22 protein-coding genes are annotated in these 23,138 nt (G+C 52.0%); 10 read left to right on the top strand and 12 right to left on the bottom strand.

Annotation, left to right across the window (positions count from 1 at the left end):
• The first annotated feature begins 29 nt into the window (after positions 1–29).
• Together gshB and EDD53_RS08135 are read left to right on the top strand one after the other, a co-directional pair.
• A complete protein-coding gene (gshB, locus tag EDD53_RS08140; protein ID WP_123792736.1) occupies positions 30–974 on the top strand; it encodes a glutathione synthase in 945 nt (314 codons plus the stop codon).
• On the top strand, positions 975–1,874 hold the full coding sequence (locus EDD53_RS08135; RefSeq protein ID WP_123792735.1) for an alpha/beta hydrolase: 900 nt from the start codon (positions 975–977) through the stop codon (positions 1,872–1,874).
• On the opposite strand, the gene EDD53_RS08130 is transcribed toward EDD53_RS08135, so the two are convergent.
• The 4 genes from EDD53_RS08130 to cobU form a co-directional block, all read right to left on the bottom strand.
• Complete coding sequence (locus EDD53_RS08130) at positions 1,844–3,355, bottom strand: YifB family Mg chelatase-like AAA ATPase (protein WP_123792734.1); 1,512 nt, start codon at positions 3,353–3,355, stop codon at positions 1,844–1,846. The two genes, EDD53_RS08135 and EDD53_RS08130, sit on opposite strands and share 31 nt — an antisense overlap.
• A gap of 91 nt (positions 3,356–3,446) precedes the next feature.
• Positions 3,447–4,139, bottom strand: a complete 693-nt coding sequence (locus tag EDD53_RS08125; RefSeq protein ID WP_123792733.1) for a glutathione S-transferase — start codon at positions 4,137–4,139, stop codon at positions 3,447–3,449.
• Positions 4,140–4,217: 78 nt separating this feature from the next.
• The gene (locus EDD53_RS08120; protein WP_123792732.1) at positions 4,218–4,787 is read right to left on the bottom strand and encodes a histidine phosphatase family protein; all 570 of its coding nucleotides are present in this window, start codon (positions 4,785–4,787) and stop codon (positions 4,218–4,220) included.
• The gene (cobU, locus tag EDD53_RS08115; protein ID WP_123792731.1) at positions 4,784–5,332 is read right to left on the bottom strand and encodes a bifunctional adenosylcobinamide kinase/adenosylcobinamide-phosphate guanylyltransferase; all 549 of its coding nucleotides are present in this window, start codon (positions 5,330–5,332) and stop codon (positions 4,784–4,786) included. The genes EDD53_RS08120 and cobU overlap by 4 nt, the downstream gene beginning before the upstream one ends.
• Before the next feature lie 103 nt (positions 5,333–5,435).
• Here cobU and EDD53_RS08110 point away from each other — a divergent pair, with 103 nt between their 5' ends.
• The 5 genes from EDD53_RS08110 to EDD53_RS08090 all read left to right on the top strand — a co-directional run bounded on the left by EDD53_RS08110 (position 5,436) and on the right by EDD53_RS08090 (position 11,161).
• The gene (locus tag EDD53_RS08110) at positions 5,436–6,317 is read left to right on the top strand and encodes an RNA polymerase factor sigma-32 (protein ID WP_123792730.1); all 882 of its coding nucleotides are present in this window, start codon (positions 5,436–5,438) and stop codon (positions 6,315–6,317) included.
• 77 nt (positions 6,318–6,394) lie between these two features.
• Positions 6,395–7,591 carry a bifunctional phosphopantothenoylcysteine decarboxylase/phosphopantothenate--cysteine ligase CoaBC gene (gene coaBC, locus EDD53_RS08105; protein WP_123792729.1) on the top strand — a complete coding sequence of 399 codons (1,197 nt, stop codon included), beginning with the start codon at positions 6,395–6,397 and terminating at the stop codon, positions 7,589–7,591.
• On the top strand, positions 7,588–8,055 hold the full coding sequence (gene dut, locus EDD53_RS08100; protein WP_123792728.1) for a dUTP diphosphatase: 468 nt from the start codon (positions 7,588–7,590) through the stop codon (positions 8,053–8,055). The genes coaBC and dut overlap by 4 nt, the downstream gene beginning before the upstream one ends.
• Positions 8,056–8,058: 3 nt before the next feature.
• Complete coding sequence (locus EDD53_RS08095) at positions 8,059–9,093, top strand: HesA/MoeB/ThiF family protein (RefSeq protein ID WP_123792727.1); 1,035 nt, start codon at positions 8,059–8,061, stop codon at positions 9,091–9,093.
• Between the two features lie 52 nt (positions 9,094–9,145).
• Positions 9,146–11,161, top strand: a complete 2,016-nt coding sequence (locus EDD53_RS08090; protein ID WP_123792726.1) for a M3 family metallopeptidase — start codon at positions 9,146–9,148, stop codon at positions 11,159–11,161.
• Between the two features lie 2 nt (positions 11,162–11,163).
• Here EDD53_RS08090 and EDD53_RS08085 read toward each other — a convergent pair whose 3' ends face one another.
• The 7 genes from EDD53_RS08085 to panC all read right to left on the bottom strand — a co-directional run bounded on the left by EDD53_RS08085 (position 11,164) and on the right by panC (position 17,291).
• Positions 11,164–12,036 (bottom strand): cation diffusion facilitator family transporter, encoded by an 873-nt coding sequence (locus tag EDD53_RS08085; RefSeq protein ID WP_123792725.1) that lies wholly within the window; start codon positions 12,034–12,036, stop codon positions 11,164–11,166.
• 26 nt (positions 12,037–12,062) lie between these two features.
• Positions 12,063–13,052 (bottom strand): capsular polysaccharide export protein, LipB/KpsS family, encoded by a 990-nt coding sequence (locus EDD53_RS08080; RefSeq protein ID WP_123792724.1) that lies wholly within the window; start codon positions 13,050–13,052, stop codon positions 12,063–12,065.
• Between the two features lie 21 nt (positions 13,053–13,073).
• Positions 13,074–13,682, bottom strand: coding sequence for an SH3 domain-containing protein (locus tag EDD53_RS08075; RefSeq protein ID WP_425464058.1), 609 nt, complete (start codon positions 13,680–13,682; stop codon positions 13,074–13,076).
• A gap of 238 nt (positions 13,683–13,920) precedes the next feature.
• On the bottom strand, positions 13,921–14,835 hold the full coding sequence (locus EDD53_RS08070; RefSeq protein WP_123792723.1) for a pirin family protein: 915 nt from the start codon (positions 14,833–14,835) through the stop codon (positions 13,921–13,923).
• A gap of 115 nt (positions 14,836–14,950) precedes the next feature.
• Positions 14,951–15,460 carry a hypothetical protein gene (locus EDD53_RS08065; protein ID WP_123792722.1) on the bottom strand — a complete coding sequence of 170 codons (510 nt, stop codon included), beginning with the start codon at positions 15,458–15,460 and terminating at the stop codon, positions 14,951–14,953.
• A gap of 128 nt (positions 15,461–15,588) precedes the next feature.
• Positions 15,589–16,410 carry a 3-methyl-2-oxobutanoate hydroxymethyltransferase gene (gene panB / locus EDD53_RS08060; RefSeq protein ID WP_123792721.1) on the bottom strand — a complete coding sequence of 274 codons (822 nt, stop codon included), beginning with the start codon at positions 16,408–16,410 and terminating at the stop codon, positions 15,589–15,591.
• 32 nt (positions 16,411–16,442) lie between these two features.
• Positions 16,443–17,291, bottom strand: coding sequence for a pantoate--beta-alanine ligase (gene panC, locus EDD53_RS08055; protein WP_123792720.1), 849 nt, complete (start codon positions 17,289–17,291; stop codon positions 16,443–16,445).
• Positions 17,292–17,397: 106 nt separating this feature from the next.
• Between panC and EDD53_RS08050 the strand changes: the two genes are divergently transcribed.
• The 3 genes from EDD53_RS08050 to EDD53_RS08040 all read left to right on the top strand — a co-directional run bounded on the left by EDD53_RS08050 (position 17,398) and on the right by EDD53_RS08040 (position 22,707).
• A complete protein-coding gene (locus tag EDD53_RS08050; RefSeq protein WP_148087101.1) occupies positions 17,398–17,991 on the top strand; it encodes a hypothetical protein in 594 nt (197 codons plus the stop codon).
• Between the two features lie 178 nt (positions 17,992–18,169).
• Entirely contained in the window at positions 18,170–21,691 is a 3,522-nt protein-coding gene (dnaE, locus tag EDD53_RS08045) for a DNA polymerase III subunit alpha (protein WP_123792718.1), read from the top strand.
• Positions 21,691–22,707, top strand: a complete 1,017-nt coding sequence (locus EDD53_RS08040; protein WP_123792717.1) for a hypothetical protein — start codon at positions 21,691–21,693, stop codon at positions 22,705–22,707. Before dnaE ends, EDD53_RS08040 begins: the two co-directional genes overlap by 1 nt.
• 25 nt (positions 22,708–22,732) lie before the next feature.
• Here EDD53_RS08040 and EDD53_RS08035 read toward each other — a convergent pair whose 3' ends face one another.
• The gene (locus EDD53_RS08035; protein WP_211331601.1) at positions 22,733–22,969 is read right to left on the bottom strand and encodes a SlyX family protein; all 237 of its coding nucleotides are present in this window, start codon (positions 22,967–22,969) and stop codon (positions 22,733–22,735) included.
• Positions 22,970–23,138: the final 169 nt, after the last annotated feature.

Here is a 23,138-nt window from a genome sequence, read left to right as displayed (position 1 = left end):
AGAACAAAGTTCCTTGGGGAGACAGAGCCTTGTCCTTAAAAGTTGCCATTCAAATGGATCCAATCGGTCCAATCGATATCAAAGCTGACAGCACATTTCGCATCATGGTCGAAGCGCAAGCGCGCGGTCACGAGCTGTTCTATTACACGCCTGATAAGCTTGCCTTTGAAGAAGGTAAGATAACCGCACGCGGTTGGCCCGTGACTGTGCAGATGGTCGAAGGAAACCACTATAGCTTGGGTGAACAAACAACCGTTGACCTTTCGACTTACGATGTTGTTTGGCTGCGCCAAGACCCGCCATTTGACATGGGCTATATCACCTCAACGCATTTGCTTGATATGATTTCCGACACGACACTGGTTGTGAATGACCCATTCTGGGTGCGTAACTATCCAGAAAAATTGCTGGTTTTGAATTTCCCAGATCTCACGCCGCCAACAACAATTGCGCGTGATTTGAATACGATCAAAGCATTTAAGGCCAAGCATGGCGATGTGATCTTGAAACCGCTTTACGGGAATGGTGGTGCGGGTGTTTTCCGTCTTGGACCTGACGACAAAAACCTGTCGTCGCTGCATGAGCTGTTCACGGGCATTAACCGCGAACCGTTGATTGTGCAAAAGTTCTTGCCCGATGTTTCCAACGGCGACAAGCGCGTTATTTTGGTTGATGGTGAACCTGTGGGCGCGATCAACCGCGTGCCGCAAAAAGGTGAAACAAGGTCCAACATGCATGTGGGTGGACGCCCTGAAAAGATCGGGTTGAGCGAACGGGATTTGGAAATCTGTGCCGCTATCGGACCGCTTTTGCGTGAAAAGGGCCAAGTTTTTGTTGGTATTGATGTGATCGGCAATTACCTGACCGAAATCAACGTCACTTCCCCCACAGGCATTCAAGAACTCGAACGGTTCGATGGCACGAATACTGCCGAAAAACTATGGGAAGTGATCGAGGCAAAAAGGTCTGCGTAAATGTTATTTCGGCGCCGCGATGTTTTGAACTTTTGGCTAAGAACCGTGGAAAAGCGCAAGCTTGCTTGGTTGCCGACTGTTCAAGTGCAGCGTCAAAACTTTGAACTGCAAGCTATGGGGTTCCCACGTGAGTGGGGCCTCAAAGACGAAACCATTGAAATCGGTGGGGTAGCTTGCCGCAAACTTACCCCTAAAGGCGCACGGGGCGAACTTTTGTATCTTCACGGTGGCGCATATATTATGGGGTCGCCGTCGACCCATTGCGCTTTGGCTGGAACGATCGCCGCCAGAGCCAAGCTGCAAGTGATCTTGCCTGATTATAGATTGGCGCCAGAGCATCCGTTTCCCGCGGCTTTCAACGACTGCCTATCCGTCGCCAAGGCGCTGAGTTCTGTTTCTGACGGCTTAATCATAGGGGGGGACAGCGCAGGTGGTGGGCTGACCTTGGCGGTTTTGTCGGATCTTTGTCGTCACGACATGTCCCCCTTGGCTGCTTTCGCTTTTTCGCCTTGGACGGATTTGAGTTTTACCGGCAGGTCTTTGACCACGAATGCGCAAACTGATGCAATCTTACCCGTTGAACGCATCTACGAGGTGCGCAAACACTACCTACAATCTGCGGACCCGACCGATCACCGTGCTTCGCCTCTGTTTGCGCCTTTCAAAAATGCTCCGCCTGTCTTTTTGCAATGGAGCGATAGCGAGATTTTAGCCGATGATGGGCGTCGCATGGTGGCCTCGCTTCAGGCGCAGAATGTAGATGTTGAGGCGAAAGAATGGCATGATCTGCCGCATGTCTGGCAGTTGTTTCATGATCGGCTAAACGAAGCAGACGAAGCCCTAGCTGATTTATACGCTTTTCTGGATGCTCAATTCGAAGCCTTGGAAATCACGCGATAGCTTAACGCTTCGGCGATATGGTGTCTGCGCACATCATCGCTGTGATCTAGATCCGCAATCGTGCGCGCGACCTTCATCACACGGTGATAGCTGCGTGCAGATAGCCCCAGTTTTTCCGCTGCCTTCGCCAAGAGCGCTTGGCCTTCGGAATCTGGTGACGCGATATCTTCTAAAAGCTGTCCTTCAACTTGTGAATTGGTGCGCAGGCCTGTTCCCTCTAAGCGTGCCAGCTGCACTTCGCGTGCGGCCGCGACCCGCTGAGCGACAGCTTTTGAAGTATCGCCAGAGGGCGGCAAGGCCAGATCGGTGAACTGAACTGGAGGCACTTCGAAGCGAATATCAAATCGGTCCATAAGTGGCCCTGAAATGCGCCCAAGATAGTCATCGCCGCAGGTAGGAACCTTAGAACAGGCGCGCGCGGGATCAGGCAAGTACCCGCATTTGCAAGGGTTCGCAGCTGCAATCAGCATAAAACGCGCGGGATATTTAACATGGGCATTGGCGCGCGCCACCATGATCTCTCCGCTCTCAATCGGCTGGCGGAGTGTTTCTAGGACACCGCGCGGAAATTCTGGGAACTCATCCATGAACAAAACGCCGTTATGTGCCAATGACACTTCGCCCGGTTGTGCCGTGCGCCCGCCGCCGACAATTGCGGCCATCGACGCCGTATGATGTGGGTCGCGAAAAGGGCGCGCACGATTGATGCCGCCGTCGCCAAGTAATCCAGAAAGCGAATGGATAATCGATGTTTCAAGCGCTTCACTTGGACTCAAGGGGGGCAATATTGTGGGCAAGCGCGTGGCCAGCATGGATTTTCCCGATCCAGGTGTGCCAACCATAAATAGGTGATGCTGGCCTGCCGCTGCGATTTCCAGTGCGCGCTTTGCTTTCTCTTGCCCCTTCACGTCGCGCAAACATTTCTGATGATTGGGGCTGGTAACTTCGCCAGGTTGTGCTTGTGGCAGATAGCTGTCCCCGCGCAAATGTTTGATGAGGTTTGTCAAGTGATCCGCGCCATAGACTTGCGTTGCGCCGACCCATGCGGCTTCTTGGCTGCTGCCTGTTGGACAGATCAAATCGTGGTTTTCGTGTGCTGCCAAAAGCGCTGCAGGCAAGGCCCCTGCGACATTCACAAGCGAGCCGTCTAGAGATAATTCACCTAAGGACACGCAATTCGCAACACGGTCTTCGGGCACGACCCCTGTGGCTGCAAGTATCGCCAAGGCAATGGGCAAGTCAAAATGCGACCCCGCCTTGGGCAAGTCGGCAGGCGACATGTTGATCACGACTTTTTTCGAGGGCAGCGCAATTTGCATTGAGGCAAGTGCAGCGCGCACCCGTTCGCGCGCTTCGGAGACGGCCTTGTCAGGCAGTCCGACGATGACAAAAGCAGGCAAGCCAGGCGACAGGGCGCACTGCACTTCGACAGGGCGGGCTTCTATGCCTTCAAATGCAACTGTGACTGTGCGCGCCACCATGTGAGACCTCCTGTTAACCTGTGTAAACGGCGTAGCGCGTTTATGGTTAGCAAAGGGTTAACAACAGATCATTCTCAGGCAATCAAGCTGTTTAATCTGCCACAGGCCAAGGTTTAGGGGCAGGCCCAAGATCATAGGGAAATGGATCGTAAGAGACGGAAATACCATCGGCGCGCCATGCTTTAAACGCGGGATCCGTAAGATGCGCATGCACATAGGCCGCCAAACGGGTCGAGACGGGTAGGTTATATCCCGCGATCCGTGCTGCGACAGGGGCGTAGAATGCATCGGCAGCGCTGTAATTTCCAAAAAGCCACGGGCCTTGGTTGGCGTCGGAAAAGTGATCAAAAGCGTGACCAAGCATGACCTCCAAGCGGTCGATATCTGCCTGCAAATCAGGCGAGATTTCAAACCCATCGACCTGCTTGAAAAGTTGCATCGGGCAATCACCGCGAAGGGTCGCAAACCCCGCATGAATTTCCGCAACCAGCCAACGCGCAAAAACGCGGGCTTCGGCATCTTGGGGCCATATTCCTGCATCGGGAAACCGTTCGGCCAATGTTTCGGCGATCGTAGTGCTTTCGCCGATAACCCAGCCTTCGGGGGTGCGCACTGTTGGGACGAAGCGTGCGGGGGCCAGCTTTTTCATGTCTTGTTTGAGCGTGCCAGAATACAACCCGAGCATATGAGTTTGGACGTTGATGCCAAACTTTTCAAACAGCAACCAACCGCGCAATGACCAGCTTGAAAACCCTTTGTCACCGATAAAAAGATCGAAACCCATATTCTTGTCTCCTGTTGTTTCAATCAGGATAAGTGCAGAACGCCATCGGAAGAAAGCGAGATTTTCACATGGATCAGTTCACAATATTTGATTGATCGATTGAACAGACCAACGCGGGTTTTCGACTGTATCGCGGGTGATCGCCGTGATCGACAGGTTGTCGATTTTATGACTAAAGGCATCATATGCAGAGCATCCGAGGGCGCGCTGTAAAAGGGCCAAAATCACCCCCATATGTGCAACAACGATCGCATCGCCCTCAATCGCATCTATACCAGAATGCACGCGCGCTGAGAATTGATGCCAACTCTCCCCACCAGGCGGAGCTGTGTCACCAGGCGTTTCGAATACGCGTCTGGTCAAATGTGGGTCACGCGTTTCGATTTCTGCCCAAGTAAGCGTTTCCCATTCGCCAAAATGAGTTTCGCGTAAGTCTGGGTCATGCGGCAGCCGAGTGCGCCTGCCTTGGATCGCATCCGCCGTTTTGACGGCCCGCTGCAAGGTGGATGAAACCACGGGTACATCAGGCAAATACTGATCCATGCGCGCCAGCCGAGCGGTGTCTGACAGATCCGCAGGCAGGTCTGTCCAGCCGACAAACCCCTTTGCATGCGTTGGGCCATGGCGAATTAACCACAAGCGGCTCACGATGTGCTCGTTTCAGTCAGTGCGGCAGGCAGGCTGCCTTTCAATGCAAAAGGCAAACCAGCCATCACGCCAATAACCGTGTCAGCTTGTTTGGCGAGTTTTCGGTTCAGTTGACCTTGCGCGATGCGAAACTTTCGTGCCAGCGCGTTTTCGGGCACGATGCCCATGCCGACTTCGTTGGAAACAAGAATGACTTGGCTTTTGCAGTTAGACAGCGCTTGCAAAAGCTTTTCTGTCTCAAGATTGATATTCGCCTCAGCAAGCAGATGGTTGGTCAACCAAAGCGTCGCACAATCAAGTAAAACGATCTGCCCGCTTGGAATGGTTTTCAATACCTCATCGACAGCGAATGGTTCTTCGAATGTCGTCCATTCGTCGCCGCGATCACTTTTGTGCTGGGCTATTTTGGTAGCCATTTCGGCGTCAAAAGATTGCGCAGTTGCAATGTATGATCTAGGTAAGTCACTGAAAAAACATAGTTGTTCTGCAATGTTGGACTTGCCGCTTGATGCGCCCCCCAAAACCAAAGTTATCTTTGATGTCATAAAAAAATCACTTTAAGTCATCCAAAACCGATTTGCCTGCGTAACCCTTGTAATAGCGCTTCTGACCAGTCTGGCAAGCGCGCTCGATAGAGGGATGAATGATATGCCACTTGATGCAGCACAAGCCGATAGCAAATTCACGCGCCGTTCGATGAAAGCAGAAATGCTGGACGCGGACACAGAATACGCTCTTGCGGTCGCTTGGCGTGACAACAAGGATGAGGCAGCTTTGCACCGCTTGATTTCAGCATACATGCGGCTGGCTATTTCCCAAGCGGCAAAGTTCAAACGCTACGGCGCCCCCATGAACGATTTGGTTCAGGAAGCGTCATTGGGCTTGATGAAGGCAGCGGAAAAATTCGACCCTGATCGCGGTGTACGCTTTTCAACCTATGCCGTTTGGTGGATCAAAGCCTCAGTGCAAGATCACGTGATGCGCAATTGGTCGTTGGTCCGCACAGGGTCTACGTCATCTCAAAAGTCATTGTTTTTTAACATGCGTCGCGTCCAAGCACGTTTTGAGCGCGAGGCCCAAGCAACAGGTACGCCGCTTGAGCAAGGCGATTTGATGCAAAAGATCGCGACAGAATTGTCGGTTCCGTTGCGCGATGTGGAAACCATGAACGGTCGTCTGTCTGGGTCAGACTTTTCGTTGAATGCCACACAATCGAGCGAAGATGAAGGTCGAGAGTGGATCGATACCCTTGCTGATGATGGCGCAACAACGACAGAAATCGTCGAAGAAAACCACGATCAAGCACAGTTAAAAGCTTGGGTGGATGACGCCATGAACAAGTTGACCGACCGCGAACGCTTTATTTTAAAAGCCAGAAAGCTGGCCGATGATCCACGTACTTTGGAAAGCTTGGGTGAAGAATTGAAGCTGTCAAAAGAACGCGTGCGTCAAGTCGAAGTCGCAGCTTTTGTCAAAATGCGTCAATCGCTTGAAAGTCACGGAGAAGCATTAAAAGCGCTGCTTCACTAAAGTGTCATGCTCTGTGGCGACTTGAGTTTGCCACGGAGCGGGCTTACACCTTTGGCAACACCCAAAGGGATAGGCACATGTTGAACGGTAAAACTATTTTGTTGATTGTCGGTGGTGGGATTGCTGCGTTTAAATCGCTCGATCTCATGCGCCGTTTGCGCGACGAAGGTGCGCGGGTGGTTCCCGTTTTAACCAAGGCTGCAGAAGAGTTCGTGACACCGCTTTCGGTCTCAGCTTTAGCAGCAGAAAAAGTGCACCGCGATCTATTTGATCTCACCAGCGAGGCCGAGATGGGGCATATCGAATTGTCCCGCGCTGCTGACTTGGTTGTTGTGTCTCCCGCGACTGCGGATTTACTGGCGAAAATGGCAAATGGGCTTGCAAATGATCTTGCATCAACCCTGCTTTTAGCCACGGACAAGCGCGTTTTGGTCGCGCCCTCGATGAATGTACGCATGTGGCACCACCCCGCCGTCCAGCGAAACGTCGAGATTTTGAAATCGGATGGGGTCATGTTCATTGGCCCTGAAGAGGGCGTAATGGCCTGTGGTGAATTTGGTTTGGGTCGTCTGTCTGAAACCCCAGATATTATCGGCGCAATTCGCAGCGCACTTACCGATGGACCTTTGGTGGGGAAACAGGTTTTGGTGACCTCTGGCCCAACCCACGAGCCGATTGATCCAGTGCGTTATATCGCCAATCGCTCGAGTGGCGCGCAGGGTGCGGCGATTGCATCTGCACTACGCGACCTTGGCGCAGATGTGATTTTTATCACAGGCCCCGCAGAAGTGCCCCCGCCGACAGGCGTGCATGTGGTGCAGGTGCAAACTGCGCGCGATATGAAAGAGGCTGTTGATGCCGCGCTGCCCGTTGACGTGGCGGTGTTCGCAGCCGCCGTTGCAGACTGGCGAATGGCAACGCCGACGACATCGAAGATAAAAAAGAAAAACGGCGCCATGCCAGATTTAAAGTTCACGGAAAATCCAGACATCTTGGCGGCTGTATCGCAATTGAAAAAGAACCGCCCGCAGTTGGTGATTGGTTTTGCCGCAGAGACCGACGATGTCATCGAAAACGCTACATCCAAGCGAGACCGCAAAGGCTGCGATTGGATCGTGGCCAACGATGTACGCCCCGAAACGGGGATCATGGGCGGATCTGAAAATGCGGTGACTTTGATTTCCAAAGATAACGCTGATGTCTGGCCTCGCATGGATAAAACTCAAGTCGCCACAAAATTGGCGCAACGCATTGCAAAGGCTGTGACCTCATGAATACCCAGATTAAAATCAAATGGCTCGAAGGTGCGGATACAAACATCGCGCTGCCGAAACACGAAACTGCTCAAGCCGCAGGGGCTGACGTGCGTGCCAACTTTAGCGCGGATCTGCGTGACACAGGCCTGACACTTAAGGCGGGCGCGCGCGCTTTGGTTCCCACTGGCTTTGCAATGGAAATACCCGCAGGCTTTGAAGTGCAAGTGCGTCCAAGGTCAGGCTTGGCCCTGAAGCATGGGCTGTCTTTGGTCAATACTCCTGGGACCATTGATGCAGATTACCGTGGCCCTGTTGGGATTTTGGTAATCAACCACGGGACTGACGATTTTCACATCGCGCATGGTGAACGGATTGGTCAATTCGTGGTCGCACCTGTGGTGCAAGGGCTTTACAGCCTCGCGTCCGATCTTGACGAAACCGAAAGAGGCACAGGTGGTTTCGGATCGACGGGAACAGCTTAGATCATGGTGATGTTTCTGGTCATCGCAGGCGTTTTATGGGGCATTGGCTGGGCTCTCAAAACGCCCTTTCCCTTGCGCTTGACGATGATCGGAGTCTTGTATCTAGCCGTTTTGCTTGCGGTTTCGATACTGCCTGCTGAGGCGCCTTTGCGCCAGACCCTTGGTGGTGGCTTCAAAGAGTGGGCCGTTTTTGGCGGTGTTGTTGTATTGATCTTTGCCTATCGGTTTGCGCTGAAAGCATTGAAAAAGCGCGCCACCAAGGATGAAAATCAAAACCTGCAATCCAGTCCCGCTTTTCGTGATGCAGAATTGGAACGATACAGCCGTCATATCATTTTGCGCGAAATTGGGGGGCAGGGTCAGCGCAAGCTCAAGGATGCGCGTGTTTTGGTGATCGGCGCGGGCGGGCTCGGGGCGCCTGTGCTGCAATATCTTGCAGCTTCTGGGGTCGGAACAATCGGTGTGATTGATGACGATGTTGTGGATGCTTCAAATCTGCAACGCCAAGTGATTCATACCGATCAGTCCCAAGATATGCCCAAGGTATTTTCTGCCCAAAAAGCGATGCAGACGCAAAACCCGTTTGTCGAGGTAAGACCATATAATCGCCGCTTTGATGAAGGCAGCACATCACTGATAAACGACTATGATCTGGTCATAGATGGGTCAGATAATTTTGAGACGAGGACCTTGGTCAATGCGACCTGTGTCGCGGCTGGCATTCCGTTGCTCTCGGCTGCGATAACTCAGTGGGAAGGTCAAGTCAGCTTGTATCACCCCGCACAAAACACGCCCTGTTACCACTGTGTTTTCCCACATAAACCCAAAGCGGATCTGACGACAACCTGCGCCGAAGCGGGTGTTGCGGCCCCCTTGCCAGGCATTTTGGGAACTCTGTTGGCGATGGAGGCGATCAAGCACATTACAGGCGCGGGGCAAGGCTTGGGGGGGCGCATGATGATCTATGATGCGCTTTACGCCGAAACCAGAATGATCAACATTAAAAAGAATGCCGATTGCCCGATTTGCGGGACTTGAACTCTTTTACTTTCCCTTGCGCATGCATAGCTTGATCTCAAAGGAGATCCCTATGACCAACCCGTTTTTGCGCCCTTGGACCACCGCGTTCGACCTGCCACCTTTTGATGACATCACCGATGATCACTTTCGACCTGCGTTTGATGCTGGCATAGACCAAGGCAGGGCTGCAATCACTGCAATTGCAGAAAACCCTGAGCCCCCGACCTTTGAAAACACCATTGAAGCCATGGAAACAGCAGAAGATTTGTTGTCCAAGGTGCTGGGCGTCTTCTATGGGATAGCGGGGGCTGATAGCAACGATGCGCGCGAAGCTTTGCAACGCGATTTTGGTCCGATTCTGTCGGATTACTCATCCGAAATCACAGCGAATGCCGCATTGTTTGCGCGTATTGAAACGCTTTGGAATAAGCGCGATGAGCTTGGTTTAACCGATGAACAAATGCGGGTTTTGATGCTCACGCGCCGCAGCTTTGTGCGCTCTGGTGCGCTTTTGTCCGATGATGACAAAGCTCGGATGGCCAAAGTCAAATCGCGGCTGTCTAGTTTGGGCACAGAGTTTTCACAGAACTTGTTAAGCGATGAATCTGACTGGTTTTTGGAACTGACCGAGGACGATCTTGAAGGCTTGCCTGATTTTGTCTGTGACGCGATGCGTTCGGCGGGGGCATCGAAAAAACTGAATGGCCCATGCCTGACCACGTCGCGGTCGTTGTTTGTGCCTTTCTTGCAATTTTCACCGCGCCGTGATTTGCGCGAAGCGGTGTTTAAGGCTTGGAAGTCGCGTGGATCACGCGGGGGCAAAACCGACAACCGCGCCAATGCTGCCGAGATTTTGAAGCTGCGCGAAGAGCGCGCGAAGCTTTTGGGCTATGAAAGTTTTGCCACGTACAAACTTGAAACTCAAATGGCGAAAACACCCGATGCGGTGCGCGATTTGTTGATGGAAGTCTGGAGCCCCGCCAAGCAGGCTGCAGAGCGCGACGCAGATATTTTGGAAAAGATGCTGGTAGCAGATGGCTTTGCCGCACCATTGGAACCTTGGGACTGGCGGTATTATTCTGAAAAACGCCGCAAGATCGAACATGACTTGGACGAAGCCGAATTGAAACCTTATCTGCAGTTGGATCGTATGATCGAGGCTGCGTTTTCCTGCGCGACACGTCTGTTCAATTTGCAGTTCGAGCCCCTTAAAGAAACCCTGTATCATGAGGATGTGCGCGGCTGGAATGTCACGCGCGATGGGGAACATTTGGCAGTCTTCATCGGAGATTATTTTGCGCGCTCATCGAAACGCTCTGGCGCATGGTGTACCGCGATGCGGTCGCAAAAGAAACTTGGGGGTGATACCAAACCCATCGTGTTGAATGTTTGTAACTTCGCCAAAGCTTCAGGGGATAAACCCAATCTTTTATCCTATGATGATGCGCGCACATTGTTCCACGAATTTGGGCATGCTTTGCACCAAATGCTGTCCAATGTGACCTTTGAAAGCATCTCTGGCACATCCGTTGCACGTGACTTTGTGGAATTGCCAAGTCAACTCTATGAGCACTGGCTGGAAGTCCCCGAAGTGCTTGAAGAATTCGCGACACATGCAGACACAGGCGCGCCAATGCCTGCCGATATGTTGCAACGTTTGCTGAACGCTCAAACCTATGATCAGGGCTATACAACGGTTGGATATGTGGCTTCTGCTTTGACTGATCTGAATTTTCATGACGGCGATGCGCCCAGCGATCCGATGCAATCACAAGCGCAAACTTTGGATCAATTGGGCATGCCGCATGCGACAACGATGTTCCACGAAGCGCCGCATTTCCAACATGTCTTTGCGGGCGATGGATACTCATGTGGGTACTATTCCTACATGTGGTCCGAAGTGATGGATGCCGATGCTTTCGACGCCTTCAAAGAGGCTGGTGCCTTTGACGCCGAGACAGCCAAACGTCTGGAAACGCATATTCTGTCGACAGGTGGATCTGCTGATGCCGAAGCGCTTTACACCGCCTTTCGTGGGCGGATGCCTGGCCCTGAGGCGATGCTGAAAGGGCGCGGATTGGCGTAAGCCTACTGCGAAACATCTTTGTGTATGATGACATCGGTATTCGGATAAGCCTGTAAAATTTTGGCTTTCAGTGATTTACCGATGTCATGGGCCTGCCTCAGCGGCAAGTCGCCATCTAATTCAATGTGTAGATGGACGAAAACCATTGATCCAGCGGTGCGCGTTTTGAGATCATGAAACCCGTCAATGCCAGGTTCAACCATGGCCAATGCTTCTATGCCTGAAATCATATCTTGCGGGGCGCTGCGATCCATCAAAGCGTCCCATGCTGATCTGCCAATTTTATGCGCGCCATAAGCCAAATAGGCCGCAGCCCCCAGCGCGACGATACTATCGACACTATGCCAATCCCAAAACCTTGCGGCCAGTAGCGCTAGAATCGCACCGATGTTGGGAATCAAGTCGCCTATGTAGTGAAGACTGTCTGCGGCTACGACCTTGGAGCCTGTGCGCCGCGCCACTTTGCCTTGCCACAAAACCAAGCCCAGCGTTAGCACGATCGAAAAGACCATAACTCCTAGGCCGATTGATTCTGACTGAATTCGTGGGGCGGGACTTACAAAAAGTCTGCGCAGCGCAGTGGTGGTAATAAATGCGCTCGACAGTAAGATCAGCACAGATTGGGACAGCGCCACCAAATCTTCGGCGGAGGTATGCCCAAAAGTATGATCATCATCGGGAGGGCGCGCTGCGTAATAAATGGCCCAAAGCCCGCCCAAAGCCATCGCGAGATCAAGGGCGCTATCGACCAAAGATGTTGCAATGGAAAGTGCGCTGGTTTGCTCAAAGGCCCACAGCTTTGCTCCGACCAAAATCAATGCAACAGAAACCGAGGCCAGCCCCGCAGAAATATTTAAGCGCGCATGCGATGTCATGTCGTTATCCTACGCGATATTTGGCGTTAAGGCAGCATCAGTTTGTCTCGAATGCGCTGCCATGCCCGATCAGAAAAATTGTCTTTGGTTGGCTCTAGGCAATGTTTTTCCAAAAACCAGTGAAAGTACCCTTCGAAATCGAAATCGCGCATGGTTTCGGGCCCGAATTCAATCGCGGCTTCTAAATCAGCTACGGACTTTGGGGTCAATGTCGCATGCCAATAATCGGACTTTGCACAGGTAATCACAGGTTTTCGCTGCATCAATGCTTCGAAACCCGTCGTTGAATTCTGCGTAATCACGACGCGCGCAGATTCGATCAAATCATGGATCGATGCATCTGAAGTTTTGACATTGGGGTAGTCTTCACAGACTTCCAAGGTACGCAGTCGGCCCACCTTTGTCTGTTGCGGGTGGGGCTTTACATAAACCACTGCGTCTCTATCGAACTTAGCAGCTGTTTCGATCATTTGCTCGGTGGATAAAAAATTGTGACGCGGTTGAGTGGTTTTATTTGGTTGGCAAAAAATCACTGCGGTTGACGGGCGTAAAGGCGCATCCATTCGCGGTTCTTGGCGCAGCTTCGATACGTTTTCACGCAGCATATAGCCCGTTACACCGTTGAAAAAGAACGCGGCATGTTCAGGATCAATGTCGTCTTTTGTGTAGCGTGCAAAGCGCAGTGAGCTGTTCCAGCCCGTTCCGATTTCATCAAAATACCAAAACCCCCAAAGGTACGAGGGAAAGGCATGCAAAATACCCACACCATACATCGCAGGGCCGCCAACGATGATGTGTAGATGATCTTCGGCCAGCAGGCCTTTTGAAGTGCGACTGTTGCCTTCCACCAAATGGGGTTTGATATCATGGCTTTTTAGCATGGTTGCGAGTTTGGTGAAAAAATCATGCTTGTTTTGCGTCAAAGCACCAAACCAGCTGCCATAGGCGTGGATAACCGCGGATTTATACCCAGAAGGCATGTTGCGTGCTGACAAAGGAGATTTAATAAGTTCCAAACTGCTACCTTTCAGACGTGTTTATTCAAGAATTTCATCTGGACGCACACCCCAAAGCCCAGTCTTTTTCAGCCAGCCTTTGTGGCCACCAGCAGAGGCTTTGCACCACTCGATATTACATTCGAGCAGGCGTAGGACTGCGCCTTTTTCTGCTTGGGCTGTAAGGCGGCTGGACAGATCTGCGCGGGCATGTAGATCAACCGTTTCGTGCTGCACTAAAGCCGTGCGTGCGCCTGAGATCAGGGAATAGTGAACCCAACCTGTAGCATCCTCAAAATCACGAACGCGCCGCCAATGGCCATATTCTGCGATCACTTCCAAAGGATAGCCGCGCAATTTGAACACCCAATCAATGCGGTGACTTAAGGAAGGTCCACGGCGCGCATTGGCTTCAGTAGCTTTGAGTGACACAAACCGCGGCAAAGGCAGATTGGTGACCGTACCTCTGATTTCTTTGGCACTTGTTTCTGGGGCGGTAGAAGCTTCTGGCGTTGTGTCTTGCGCAACAACACGGGGCGCGAATGAGGTAGCTACAAGCGTACACAGGACGGCACAGCGCAGGGCTTGGCGCAGCCCGTTAAAAGAAATGCGCGATGGGGCTGAAACAGCGTCCCGATTATAACAATCAATTGGTTTCACGACGTACTGACCTGTATTTCCCCTTTTTTGCTAGGGGTTCGACACATTATCGCAGGAAAACTGCGTTGCTCTTGATGCCCGATTTAGAGCATTTGAGGCAGTTTGCCAGTAGATTGTTCAAAAGGGAAGGTGACTAAATCTTGCAAGACGTCATTTTGGGGCGTCGCGCGGCAAATTGCGAATGGTTCTCGGTGGCTTGCCGCGCGGTCTGTTGAATGAGGCTGATGTGTTAGTGTCGTTGATCTTGGATGAAAGTCCCGTTTCGCAGGTCTTTCATAGCTTGGTTCAGCTCGGCTTGCGTATTCATCACAATCGGACCGTGCCAGGCAACGGGTTCTTGAATAGGTTGGCCTGATATGAGCAAAAAACGCAGCCCATCAGGACCAGATTGCACTGTGATTTCACTGCCTGTGTCAAAGTTCACCAAAGTGCGGTTGCCTGTCATGTCGCGAATGTTGATTTCTTCACCCGCCACTTCTTTTTCCACCCGTACACCATAGGGGTTTGACGCATCGCGAAAGCTGCCTTGGCCCGCAAAAATATAGGCAAAGGTATTGGCGTAGGTATCTACGGGCAATGTTTTGCGTGTATTCGGCGGGATGGAAATGTCGAGGTATAGCGGGTCTGCTGCGATGCCATCGACAGGGCCGCGTTTGCCCCAAAATGACCCCGTAACGATCTTAACCGCGGTGCCGTCATCATCAATAATAACAGGGATATCAGAGCCTTGGATGTCTTGATAGCGCGGCGCAGTCATTTTTAGACGAGAGGGCAGGTTGGCCCAAAGTTGAAACCCGTGCATTTGGCCAGTCGCATTCGCGAGCGGCATTTCTTGGTGCATAATCCCAGAACCTGCGGTCATCCATTGCACTGAGCCCGCGCCCAAAATGCCGCGGTTGCCAAGGCTGTCGCCATGCTCGATTTTACCGTCGAGAACATAGGTGATCGTTTCGATGCCGCGATGCGGATGCCATGGAAACCCCTGTTCAAACTTCTCTGGGTCATCGTTGCGAAAGTCGTCAAACAGCAAAAAGGGATCGAATTCGCGTGGCTTATGAAACCCGAAGGCGCGGTACAGGTGCACACCTGCGCCTTCCATGGTGGGTTTTGCTTGGGTGATCGATTTTACAGGTCGAAAGGTCATGTTGCATCTCCTATGCGAGATAAGATAGCGCTGAACACTGCGCTGTGACACTGCTGACTTTCGCGTTCATCTGTGCACAAACAAACAAAGGCGGGTCACTGGACCCGCCTTTTTATCAGTCTTCAATTTGCTCCAAGAGATTTTCTGAAAACGTTTTGATGAGTTTCAGATAATTCTTTTCAGAACTGCCTATGGCTGCGCTTACCAATGCCCCCGTGCGGGTTTTTGCAGCTTGGCCTGCGTTCACCTGAATAGGGTAGGTTGCCAGAACCGCGCCAGTTGCATCGGTTAAACGCGCTTGTCCGATCAACTTTGATTGATCCCAACCAAAAGCCGTGCGGCCGCTGTCGGCCACATTGAGGCGCGCCACATCGACCGTCAAAATTGCGCCGCTTGGCTTTAGACGGTCGGCAAAGTCGCGTTGTAAGGTCGCGGTTAAATCGGGGTCTAAACGGGTGCTGAAATCTGCCGCACGCTGGTTTTCGAAAGCGGCGCCTGTCGTTGTGACCTCAATCGCTGAGAGTGTCAGGGCATCAGCTTGAGCACGCGACAGGGGATTTGCACGCGGCATTGGGGCGCAAGCCGCTAAAGACAGAGCCAGAATTGGCAAAATAATATGTTTCATGGTCACTCCTTTTGTGACGGCTTTGGAAGCAAAGCTTGTTACAATTGGAGAAGACTTGCGCTGCGTGCAAGGGGGAATTTTTGCCGGCACCCACCCCTCACACTGTCATTATATCGCGCGGTTGGGCGTTATTTCTTGGGCTGATACATATTTTCGGCGCTTGGAAAACTGCGGTTTTTCACCTCAGAGGCATAGTCACTGACCGCTTGTTCAATCATAAGGCCAAGATTGCCATATTTTTTGACAAACTTGGGCACCCAAGGGTTAAGCCCCAGCATGTCTTCCAGCACTAGGATTTGCCCATCGCACTTTGCGGATGCGCCGATGCCAATGGTCGGAATATCAACCGCAGCGGTGATTTGATCGGCAAGCGGTTCTACCACGCCTTCAACCACAACCGCGAAGGCGCCAGCCTCTGACACGGCTTTGGCATCTGCGATATGGGCAGGCCATGTGTCTTCGTCACGGCCTTGGGTTTTGAAGCCGCCCATCACGTGACTGGACTGTGGTGTCAGGCCGATATGTGCCATCACAGGTATGCCGCGTTCGACCAAAAATTTGATCGTTTCAGCCATGCGCGCGCCGCCTTCAAGTTTGACCGCTTGGCACTGCGTTTCCTTCATGATTTTCGCGGCATTGCGAAAGGCCATGTTGGGGCTTTCTTCGTAGGTGCCAAACGGCATATCAACGACGATCAACGCTTTTTGCGTGCCACGCACCACAGCTTTGCCATGCATGATCATCAAATCAAGCGGCACGCCGACAGTGCTTTCCATTCCGTGCATGACCATCCCCAAGCTGTCGCCAACCAAAATGAAATCGGCAAACTTATCTACAATCGCGGCCGTGTGCGCGTGATAAGAGGTTAAAGACACAATCGGCTCTGCGCCTTTGCGACTGGCGATTTGTGGTACAGTATTGCGACGGATAACTTCGGTTTGGGTGGACATAACATGTCTCCTTTCGGGGCCTGTGCCCGTCTTTAGCTTGGGTCACAGACCCGTTGATCAATCAATAATACATCACCGAAACGCACAGCGAGCAAGATCACCACAGCCCTATCAATTTGGCCTTGCGGCACCTCAAGGCTGGTGGCATCACGCACATCAATGGTTTCAATTTTTGCACGCGGTTCACGCGAAATGAAGCTGTGTAGTTCGGCTTCTAAATCCTCAGCTGTGCGCCCGTCTGATGCTTCGTAGTCACCGTAGGCGAGAGCTTTGTTCAAGATTAAAGCGGCTTTGCGATCTTCTGGACTCAGGCGCACATTACGCGATGACATCGCCAACCCATCGACTTCGCGCACCGTTGGGACGCCCACGATATCGATAGGAATATCAAGGTCGCGCACCATCGTTTTTATCACCAAAAGTTGTTGATAGTCTTTTTCCCCAAAAAAGGCTTTATCAGCCTGCGCGATGTTGAACAGTTTACTGACCACCGTACAGACACCTTTGTAGTGATCAGGGCGTAGAGCACCCATCAACATATTGGCGAGCTGTTCGGTTTCCACCGAGGTCTGTCTGTTCGGGTGATACATTTCATCGACAGAGGGCGCGAAAACCACATCGACACCTTGGGCTTCAAGCAGAGCAAAATCGCGCGCTTCATCTCGCGGATATGCATCCAGATCTGCCTCATCGCCAAATTGGGTAGGGTTGACAAAAATCGTCGCAATCACGCGATCGGTTTGAGATTGCGCTGTGCTGACCAAAGTCATGTGACCTTGGTGCAAATATCCCATTGTTGGCACCAAGCCCACGGTATCACCCTGTGCGCGAAACTCTTTTACGACTTCACGTAAAGCGGATTTCGTTCGGCAAATTTTCATCGCATGTCCTTTGCGCGTCTTCAACTTTCGCGGACAGTAGCCTTGCAATTTGCGCACGGCAAGGGATCCTCTATGCGTGAATTTTTACGAATTACGCTGATAAAACATGGTAAATTTCATATTATACCCAAAAGCTGGTCATGATCTCGCCACTTTTGAAGGCGATTCTTGGATCAAACACATAATTTATTCGGAGAGCATTTTCGTGTTTCAGTCAAAGGTCAGTATCATTGCAAGCGTGTGTTCTTTGCTTGTTGTCGTCGTGCTTGTGGCGATGCAATTGAGCATCTCAACGTCGATTTCCTCGTCGGTGTCGAGCAACTTGGACGCTTATTCATCTGATTCAGGGTATTTTGGCGGCAAGTCCAATAAAAATGGGCCCGTGCTGGATCCAACGCGCATTGAGGCTCCAAAAGGTGGCACAGGCGAATTGGGTGAATTTATCATCACGGATGAAGTATTTCCGCCGACTGAAATTATTATTGATGACGGGACCAAAGATATAGATTTCGCCCCGAAGGTCACAGAAGAGGTCGCGCCAGTATTGGCTGAAGATGCAGGTTTTATCGAAAAGATTACGTTCTACCTTGGCGTGATTTGGGCGTGGATTCTTGGAGATCGCAACAAAGACAATGGTTATGAAATGAGCTGCAAACCCAAAAAGGGCGGGGGCAAAGTCTGCATCATTGACCGTGGCTAAACAGGCTATCCACCTGTAGATATACTGTAAATGCGCACTTTTGAGGTGCGCATTTTTATGTGTGCTTTCAGTTCTGAGTGCTAGGAAATCGCCCCAGCAAAGCACCGTGCGAGCTTGATCTTGCGCAAGGTGCGCTTTTGGCTTTCACAAGCCCTCAGCCTTCATGTAGCTTATGCGCATGAGCACACAGACATTTATCCACCTTCGCACCCACACCGAGTATTCCTTGCTGGAAGGCGCCCTGCGCTTGAAAAAACTCAGTGGTATGGTGAAGGATATGAATATGCCCGCTGTGGCAGTGACCGACACCAACAACTTGTTTTGCGCCTTGGAATTTTCCGAATATGCCTCGGGCGCGGGCGTGCAACCTATCGTGGGCTGTCAGGTCGATTTGACCTTTGATATTCCTGCTCCGGGTGAACAGATGCGCGCCCCTGCACCCGTTGTTTTGCTCGCGAAAACGGAAACGGGTTATGAGCATCTGATGAAGCTCAATTCCTGTTTGTATGTCGACAATGGTGGACAAGTGCCGCAGGTCAGCTTGGACGAGCTTGAAAAATATTCGGGCGATTTGATTTGTTTGACAGGCGGCGCAGAAGGGCCTCTTGGTCTTTTGATACAAGCTGGTCAAACGCCAAAAGCCCAAAGCTTGATCACGCGCCTGCTGTCCATTTTTGGCGATCGTTTGTATATGGAATTGCAACGCCACCCCAGTGAAAACGGTCAATATACGCAAGGCGAGATGGCCACAGAACAGTGGTTCGTTGAAACCGCTTATGCGATGGACATTCCGCTTGTGGCCACAAATGATGTCTATTTTCCCAAGACAGAAATGTATGAGGCGCATGATGCGCTGATTTGTATTTCTAGCGGGGCCTATGTGGATCAATCCGAACCACGCAGGCGTCTGACGCCACAGCATTATTTCAAGTCTCCCGCAGAAATGACTGCTTTGTTTGCAGACTTACCTGAGGCAATTGAGAACACAGTTGAAATCGCCAAACGCTGTGCGTTCAAAACCTACAAACGTGACCCGATTTTGCCGAAATTCGCCGATGACGAGGTCGTTGAGTTGCGCCGACAAGCCAATGAGGGGCTGCAAGCGCGTTTGGCCGTCATCCCCCATGCTGTCTCGGTGGAAGAATATCAAGCGCGCCTTGATTTTGAACTCGATATTATCGAAGGGATGGGATTTCCAGGCTATTTCTTGATCGTTGCCGACTTTATCAAATGGGGTAAAGATCAGGGCATTCCTGTGGGACCAGGCCGTGGTTCTGGTGCGGGGTCTTTGGTGGCCTATGCGCTCACCGTGACCGACCTTGACCCTCTGCGATATTCTTTGCTGTTCGAGCGCTTCTTGAACCCCGAACGTGTGTCCATGCCCGATTTCGATATCGACTTTTGCATGGATCGCCGCGAAGAGGTGATCCGCTATGTGCAAGAAAAATACGGGCGCGACAAAGTTGGGCAGATCATCACATTCGGTGCTTTGCTATCGAAAGCGGCTGTGCGCGACATCGGGCGCGTTTTGCAGATGCCTTACGGGCAGGTGGATCGTTTATCGAAATTGATCCCTGTCGAAGGCGTCAAACCTGTGTCGATTGAACAGGCTTTGAAGGATGAGCCGCGTTTGCGCGAAGAGGCGAAAAACGAAGAAGTCGTCGACCGTTTGCTCACCTATGGCCAACAGGTCGAAGGCTTGCTGCGCAACGCATCAACCCACGCGGCGGGTGTTGTGATCGGGGATCGGCCCATCGATATGTTGGTGCCTTTGTACCAAGATCCGCGCTCTGACATGCCTGCCACGCAGTTTAATATGAAATGGGTCGAGCAAGCGGGCTTGGTGAAATTCGACTTTTTGGGTTTGAAAACACTGACGGTCATTCAATCGGCGATGAACCTGATTTTCAAAAGCGGGCGGCCGCTGCATGTCGATGCCGCAGGCAACACGTTGTACGAGCCTGCTGAGGGTGGCGAAAATCAAATCAACCTTATCCCGCTGGATGATGAAGCGACCTATAAACTCTATGCATCGGCCAAAACTGTTGCCGTGTTTCAGGTGGAAAGCTCTGGCATGATGTCGGCGCTGCGCCAAATGAAGCCGACCTGTATCGAAGACATCGTTGCCCTTGTGGCGCTCTATCGCCCTGGTCCAATGGAAAACATTCCAACTTACTGCGAAGTGAAAAACGGCACCAAGGAATTGGAATCGGTTCACCCTTCGATTGATCACATTCTGGCCGAAACCCAAGGCATTATCGTTTACCAAGAACAGGTGATGCAGATCGCGCAGGTCATGGCGGGCTACTCGCTAGGTGGTGCTGATCTCTTGCGCCGTGCCATGGGTAAAAAGATCAAAGAAGCGATGGATGCAGAGCGTCCTAAATTCGAAGAGGGTGCCGCCAAAAACGGCGTGCCTGCCAAGAAAGCCTCTGAAGTTTTCGATCTCTTGGAAAAATTCGCCAACTACGGTTTCAACAAATCCCACGCGGCGGCCTATGCGGTGGTGTCTTACCAAACTGGCTGGCTGAAAGCGAACCATCCCGTCGAATTCATGGCTGGCGTGATGAACTGCGATATTCATCTCACAGATAAGCTGTCGATCTTTGCTGAAGAAGTAAAACGCGGCTTGGATATCGAAATCATTCCGCCTTGTATCAACCGCTCTTTGGCGACTTTTGATGTGGTCGATCAAAAACTGGTCTACGCGCTGGGCGCTTTGAAAAACGTCGGCGGGGATGCGATGCAGATGATCGTGGACGCGCGCGTCGAGGGCGGCAAAGATTTCGTGACGTTGTTTGATTTCGCGCGCCGCGTTGACATCAAGCGCGTGGGGAAACGCCCCCTTGAAATGTTGGCACGTGCAGGCGCCTTTGACATGCTCGACAGCAATCGTCGTCGTGTGTTCGATAGCCTAGACAGTTTGGTGCAATACTCTGCCGCCATCCATGAACAAAAGGCGTCAAATCAGGTGTCTTTGTTTGGCGAAGCAGGCGACGACCTGCCCGAGCCGCGCCTGTCACCTGTCAACGATTGGGTGTCATCCGAGCGTTTGATGGAAGAACAAAAAGCCATTGGTTTCTTTTTGTCTGGCCATCCGCTTGATGACTACGCCGCGGCACTCAAGCGTAAAAAAGTTAAAACAATTGCCGAGGCCGAAGCCCAAGCGCGACGCGATGGTGCCGCCGTTGTGCAAGTTGGCGTCATGGTGTCAGGCTTTCGCGAGATGAAGTCGTCCAAGGGCAACCGCTATTTCCGCATGAATATTTCTGATAGCACTGGGCAAATATCGGGCATCGCCATGTTTGCACGCAAGGTCGAAGATCTGATGGCCGCGCGCGCCGTGTTCGAGCAAACTGACAAAGTCGTCGCGACATTGGAAGCCAAGTTTAATGACGGTCAGTTTGATCCAACCATTCGCTCTGTGGCTGTGATGGAAACGGTTGTGGCTGATGCGGGTGCCGCTGGTCTTAAGATTTTTTGCGACGAAGTGACTGCGGTGACGACAGTGAATGACCTGCTAACGCGTGTCACCGAAGAGGCAAAAACACGCCCCAAAGGCATGATTAGTTTTTGCCTCATGGCACCAGATTTGCCGGGTGAAGTGGATATAGAAGTGAATAAACCTTTCCATATTACGCCTGAAATCAAAGGGGCAATTAAATCACTTGATGGCGTTGTCATGGTTGAGGACTTTTGATGCGGACTGCCTTGCTTTTTACAACACTTTTGATGCTGCCTGCCTGCCAAATTGGCTTGCCAGAAATTGACAGTCGCCCAGCTGATGATATGCGCCCTGTGAATATCGAAGCTGACCCGAATTCCGTCAAAGACGATGACAGTGCGCCTAGCGAACAGGCAGCAACACCAACGCCTGAGGCCAGCCTCTCTGCGGCATTTGAACAAGCTGCAAGTGCTGCGAATGCTCCGATTGAGCCAAAGAAAACAGGCCTATTTGCGCGGTTGCGCAAATCCGAACCACCGCAAGTTTCCGTTTTGGCTGGCACGGGGATTGAGGTCATCGCGGGGTCAGACGCTGCGCCTGCTCGGGCGGCTTTAAAAGCGCCCGATCCAGCGGATAGCGATGCGGCTGACATTGATGTCGCGCCCCAGAGCGAAACGGATATCGCACAGCCTACTGCGCCTGTTTCGGCCGCGCCTTCGAAAGCAAAAAAGCCATTGTTCGGGTTTTTGAAATCGGGATCTGGCGAGGCGCGTGTGGCATCTAAATCAACCGTTGCTCTCGGGCAGGTATTGCCCTTTGGCGAGGTTGGGATCGCCTGCGAAGTCGGTCAAAAAGACTTGGGCACACAGGTGGACCAGTCGCCCTCTAAAGGCGCTGCACGGTGGCAATTGTTTGATACGGATCCAAGCAGCATTGCTCCACGGACCCAATTTATAACTGGCTTTAAAGATGGCTGCGCGCGTCAGGTGACGGCGTCTTTAATCATGTTCGGATCGCCAGATTTGCATGAAGTCCATCGGTATTCAAAGTCGCAATCCAAGGTGTCTTGGTCCAGCGCAGACGATGCGTATGAAAAGATCAAATCATCGGCTTGCGGGGTGCCGCGCAAAACACCTTGCCCTGTGAGCAAGGTGGATAATTTGGCGCGCGATCTTGCTTTTGTGTCTGTTTATCGCAACTTCGGGGACACCACAGGCTGGCTTGAATTGTTGCTTTACAACGGCAGCCTCACAACCAAAGAAATGCGTTAACCCCAGTGCGCGTCAATCAATCAACCTACCAATGAGGCGGGCGTTGATCCGCCAAAGGAACCGTGCCGCTTGCATCCGCTTCACGCCCAGCTTCACGTTGCATAAGCATGGTCAAGCGTCGTGTGGAGACTTCGATCACTTTCTCTTGGCGCGCCACGATATCTGACAGTTCTTCGACGGTTTTCGTCAAATGTGCGACTTGTTCTTCGAGGTCCATCAGGCGCGTTTCAGAGTGGGGCGCTTGGTTTGCATCTTCGGTCATCTGATGTCCTTTATGGGGCTGAGGGGCGATCAATGTGTAAGTTAAGTGAAATTGGCGCTGTTTCCACCCTGAAAATGCGCCAATAGCTTGCTCTGATCCCCCCCTTGGGCTATGCCGCGCGCAAGTGCAACCACAAGTGCGGCGGACCACGCCACCACGTGAGACCTCA

The organism is Pacificibacter maritimus, from assembly GCF_003814915.1.
GTDB lineage: Bacteria > Pseudomonadota > Alphaproteobacteria > Rhodobacterales > Rhodobacteraceae > Celeribacter > Celeribacter maritimus.
This window is presented reverse-complemented; position numbering and strand designations above follow the sequence as displayed.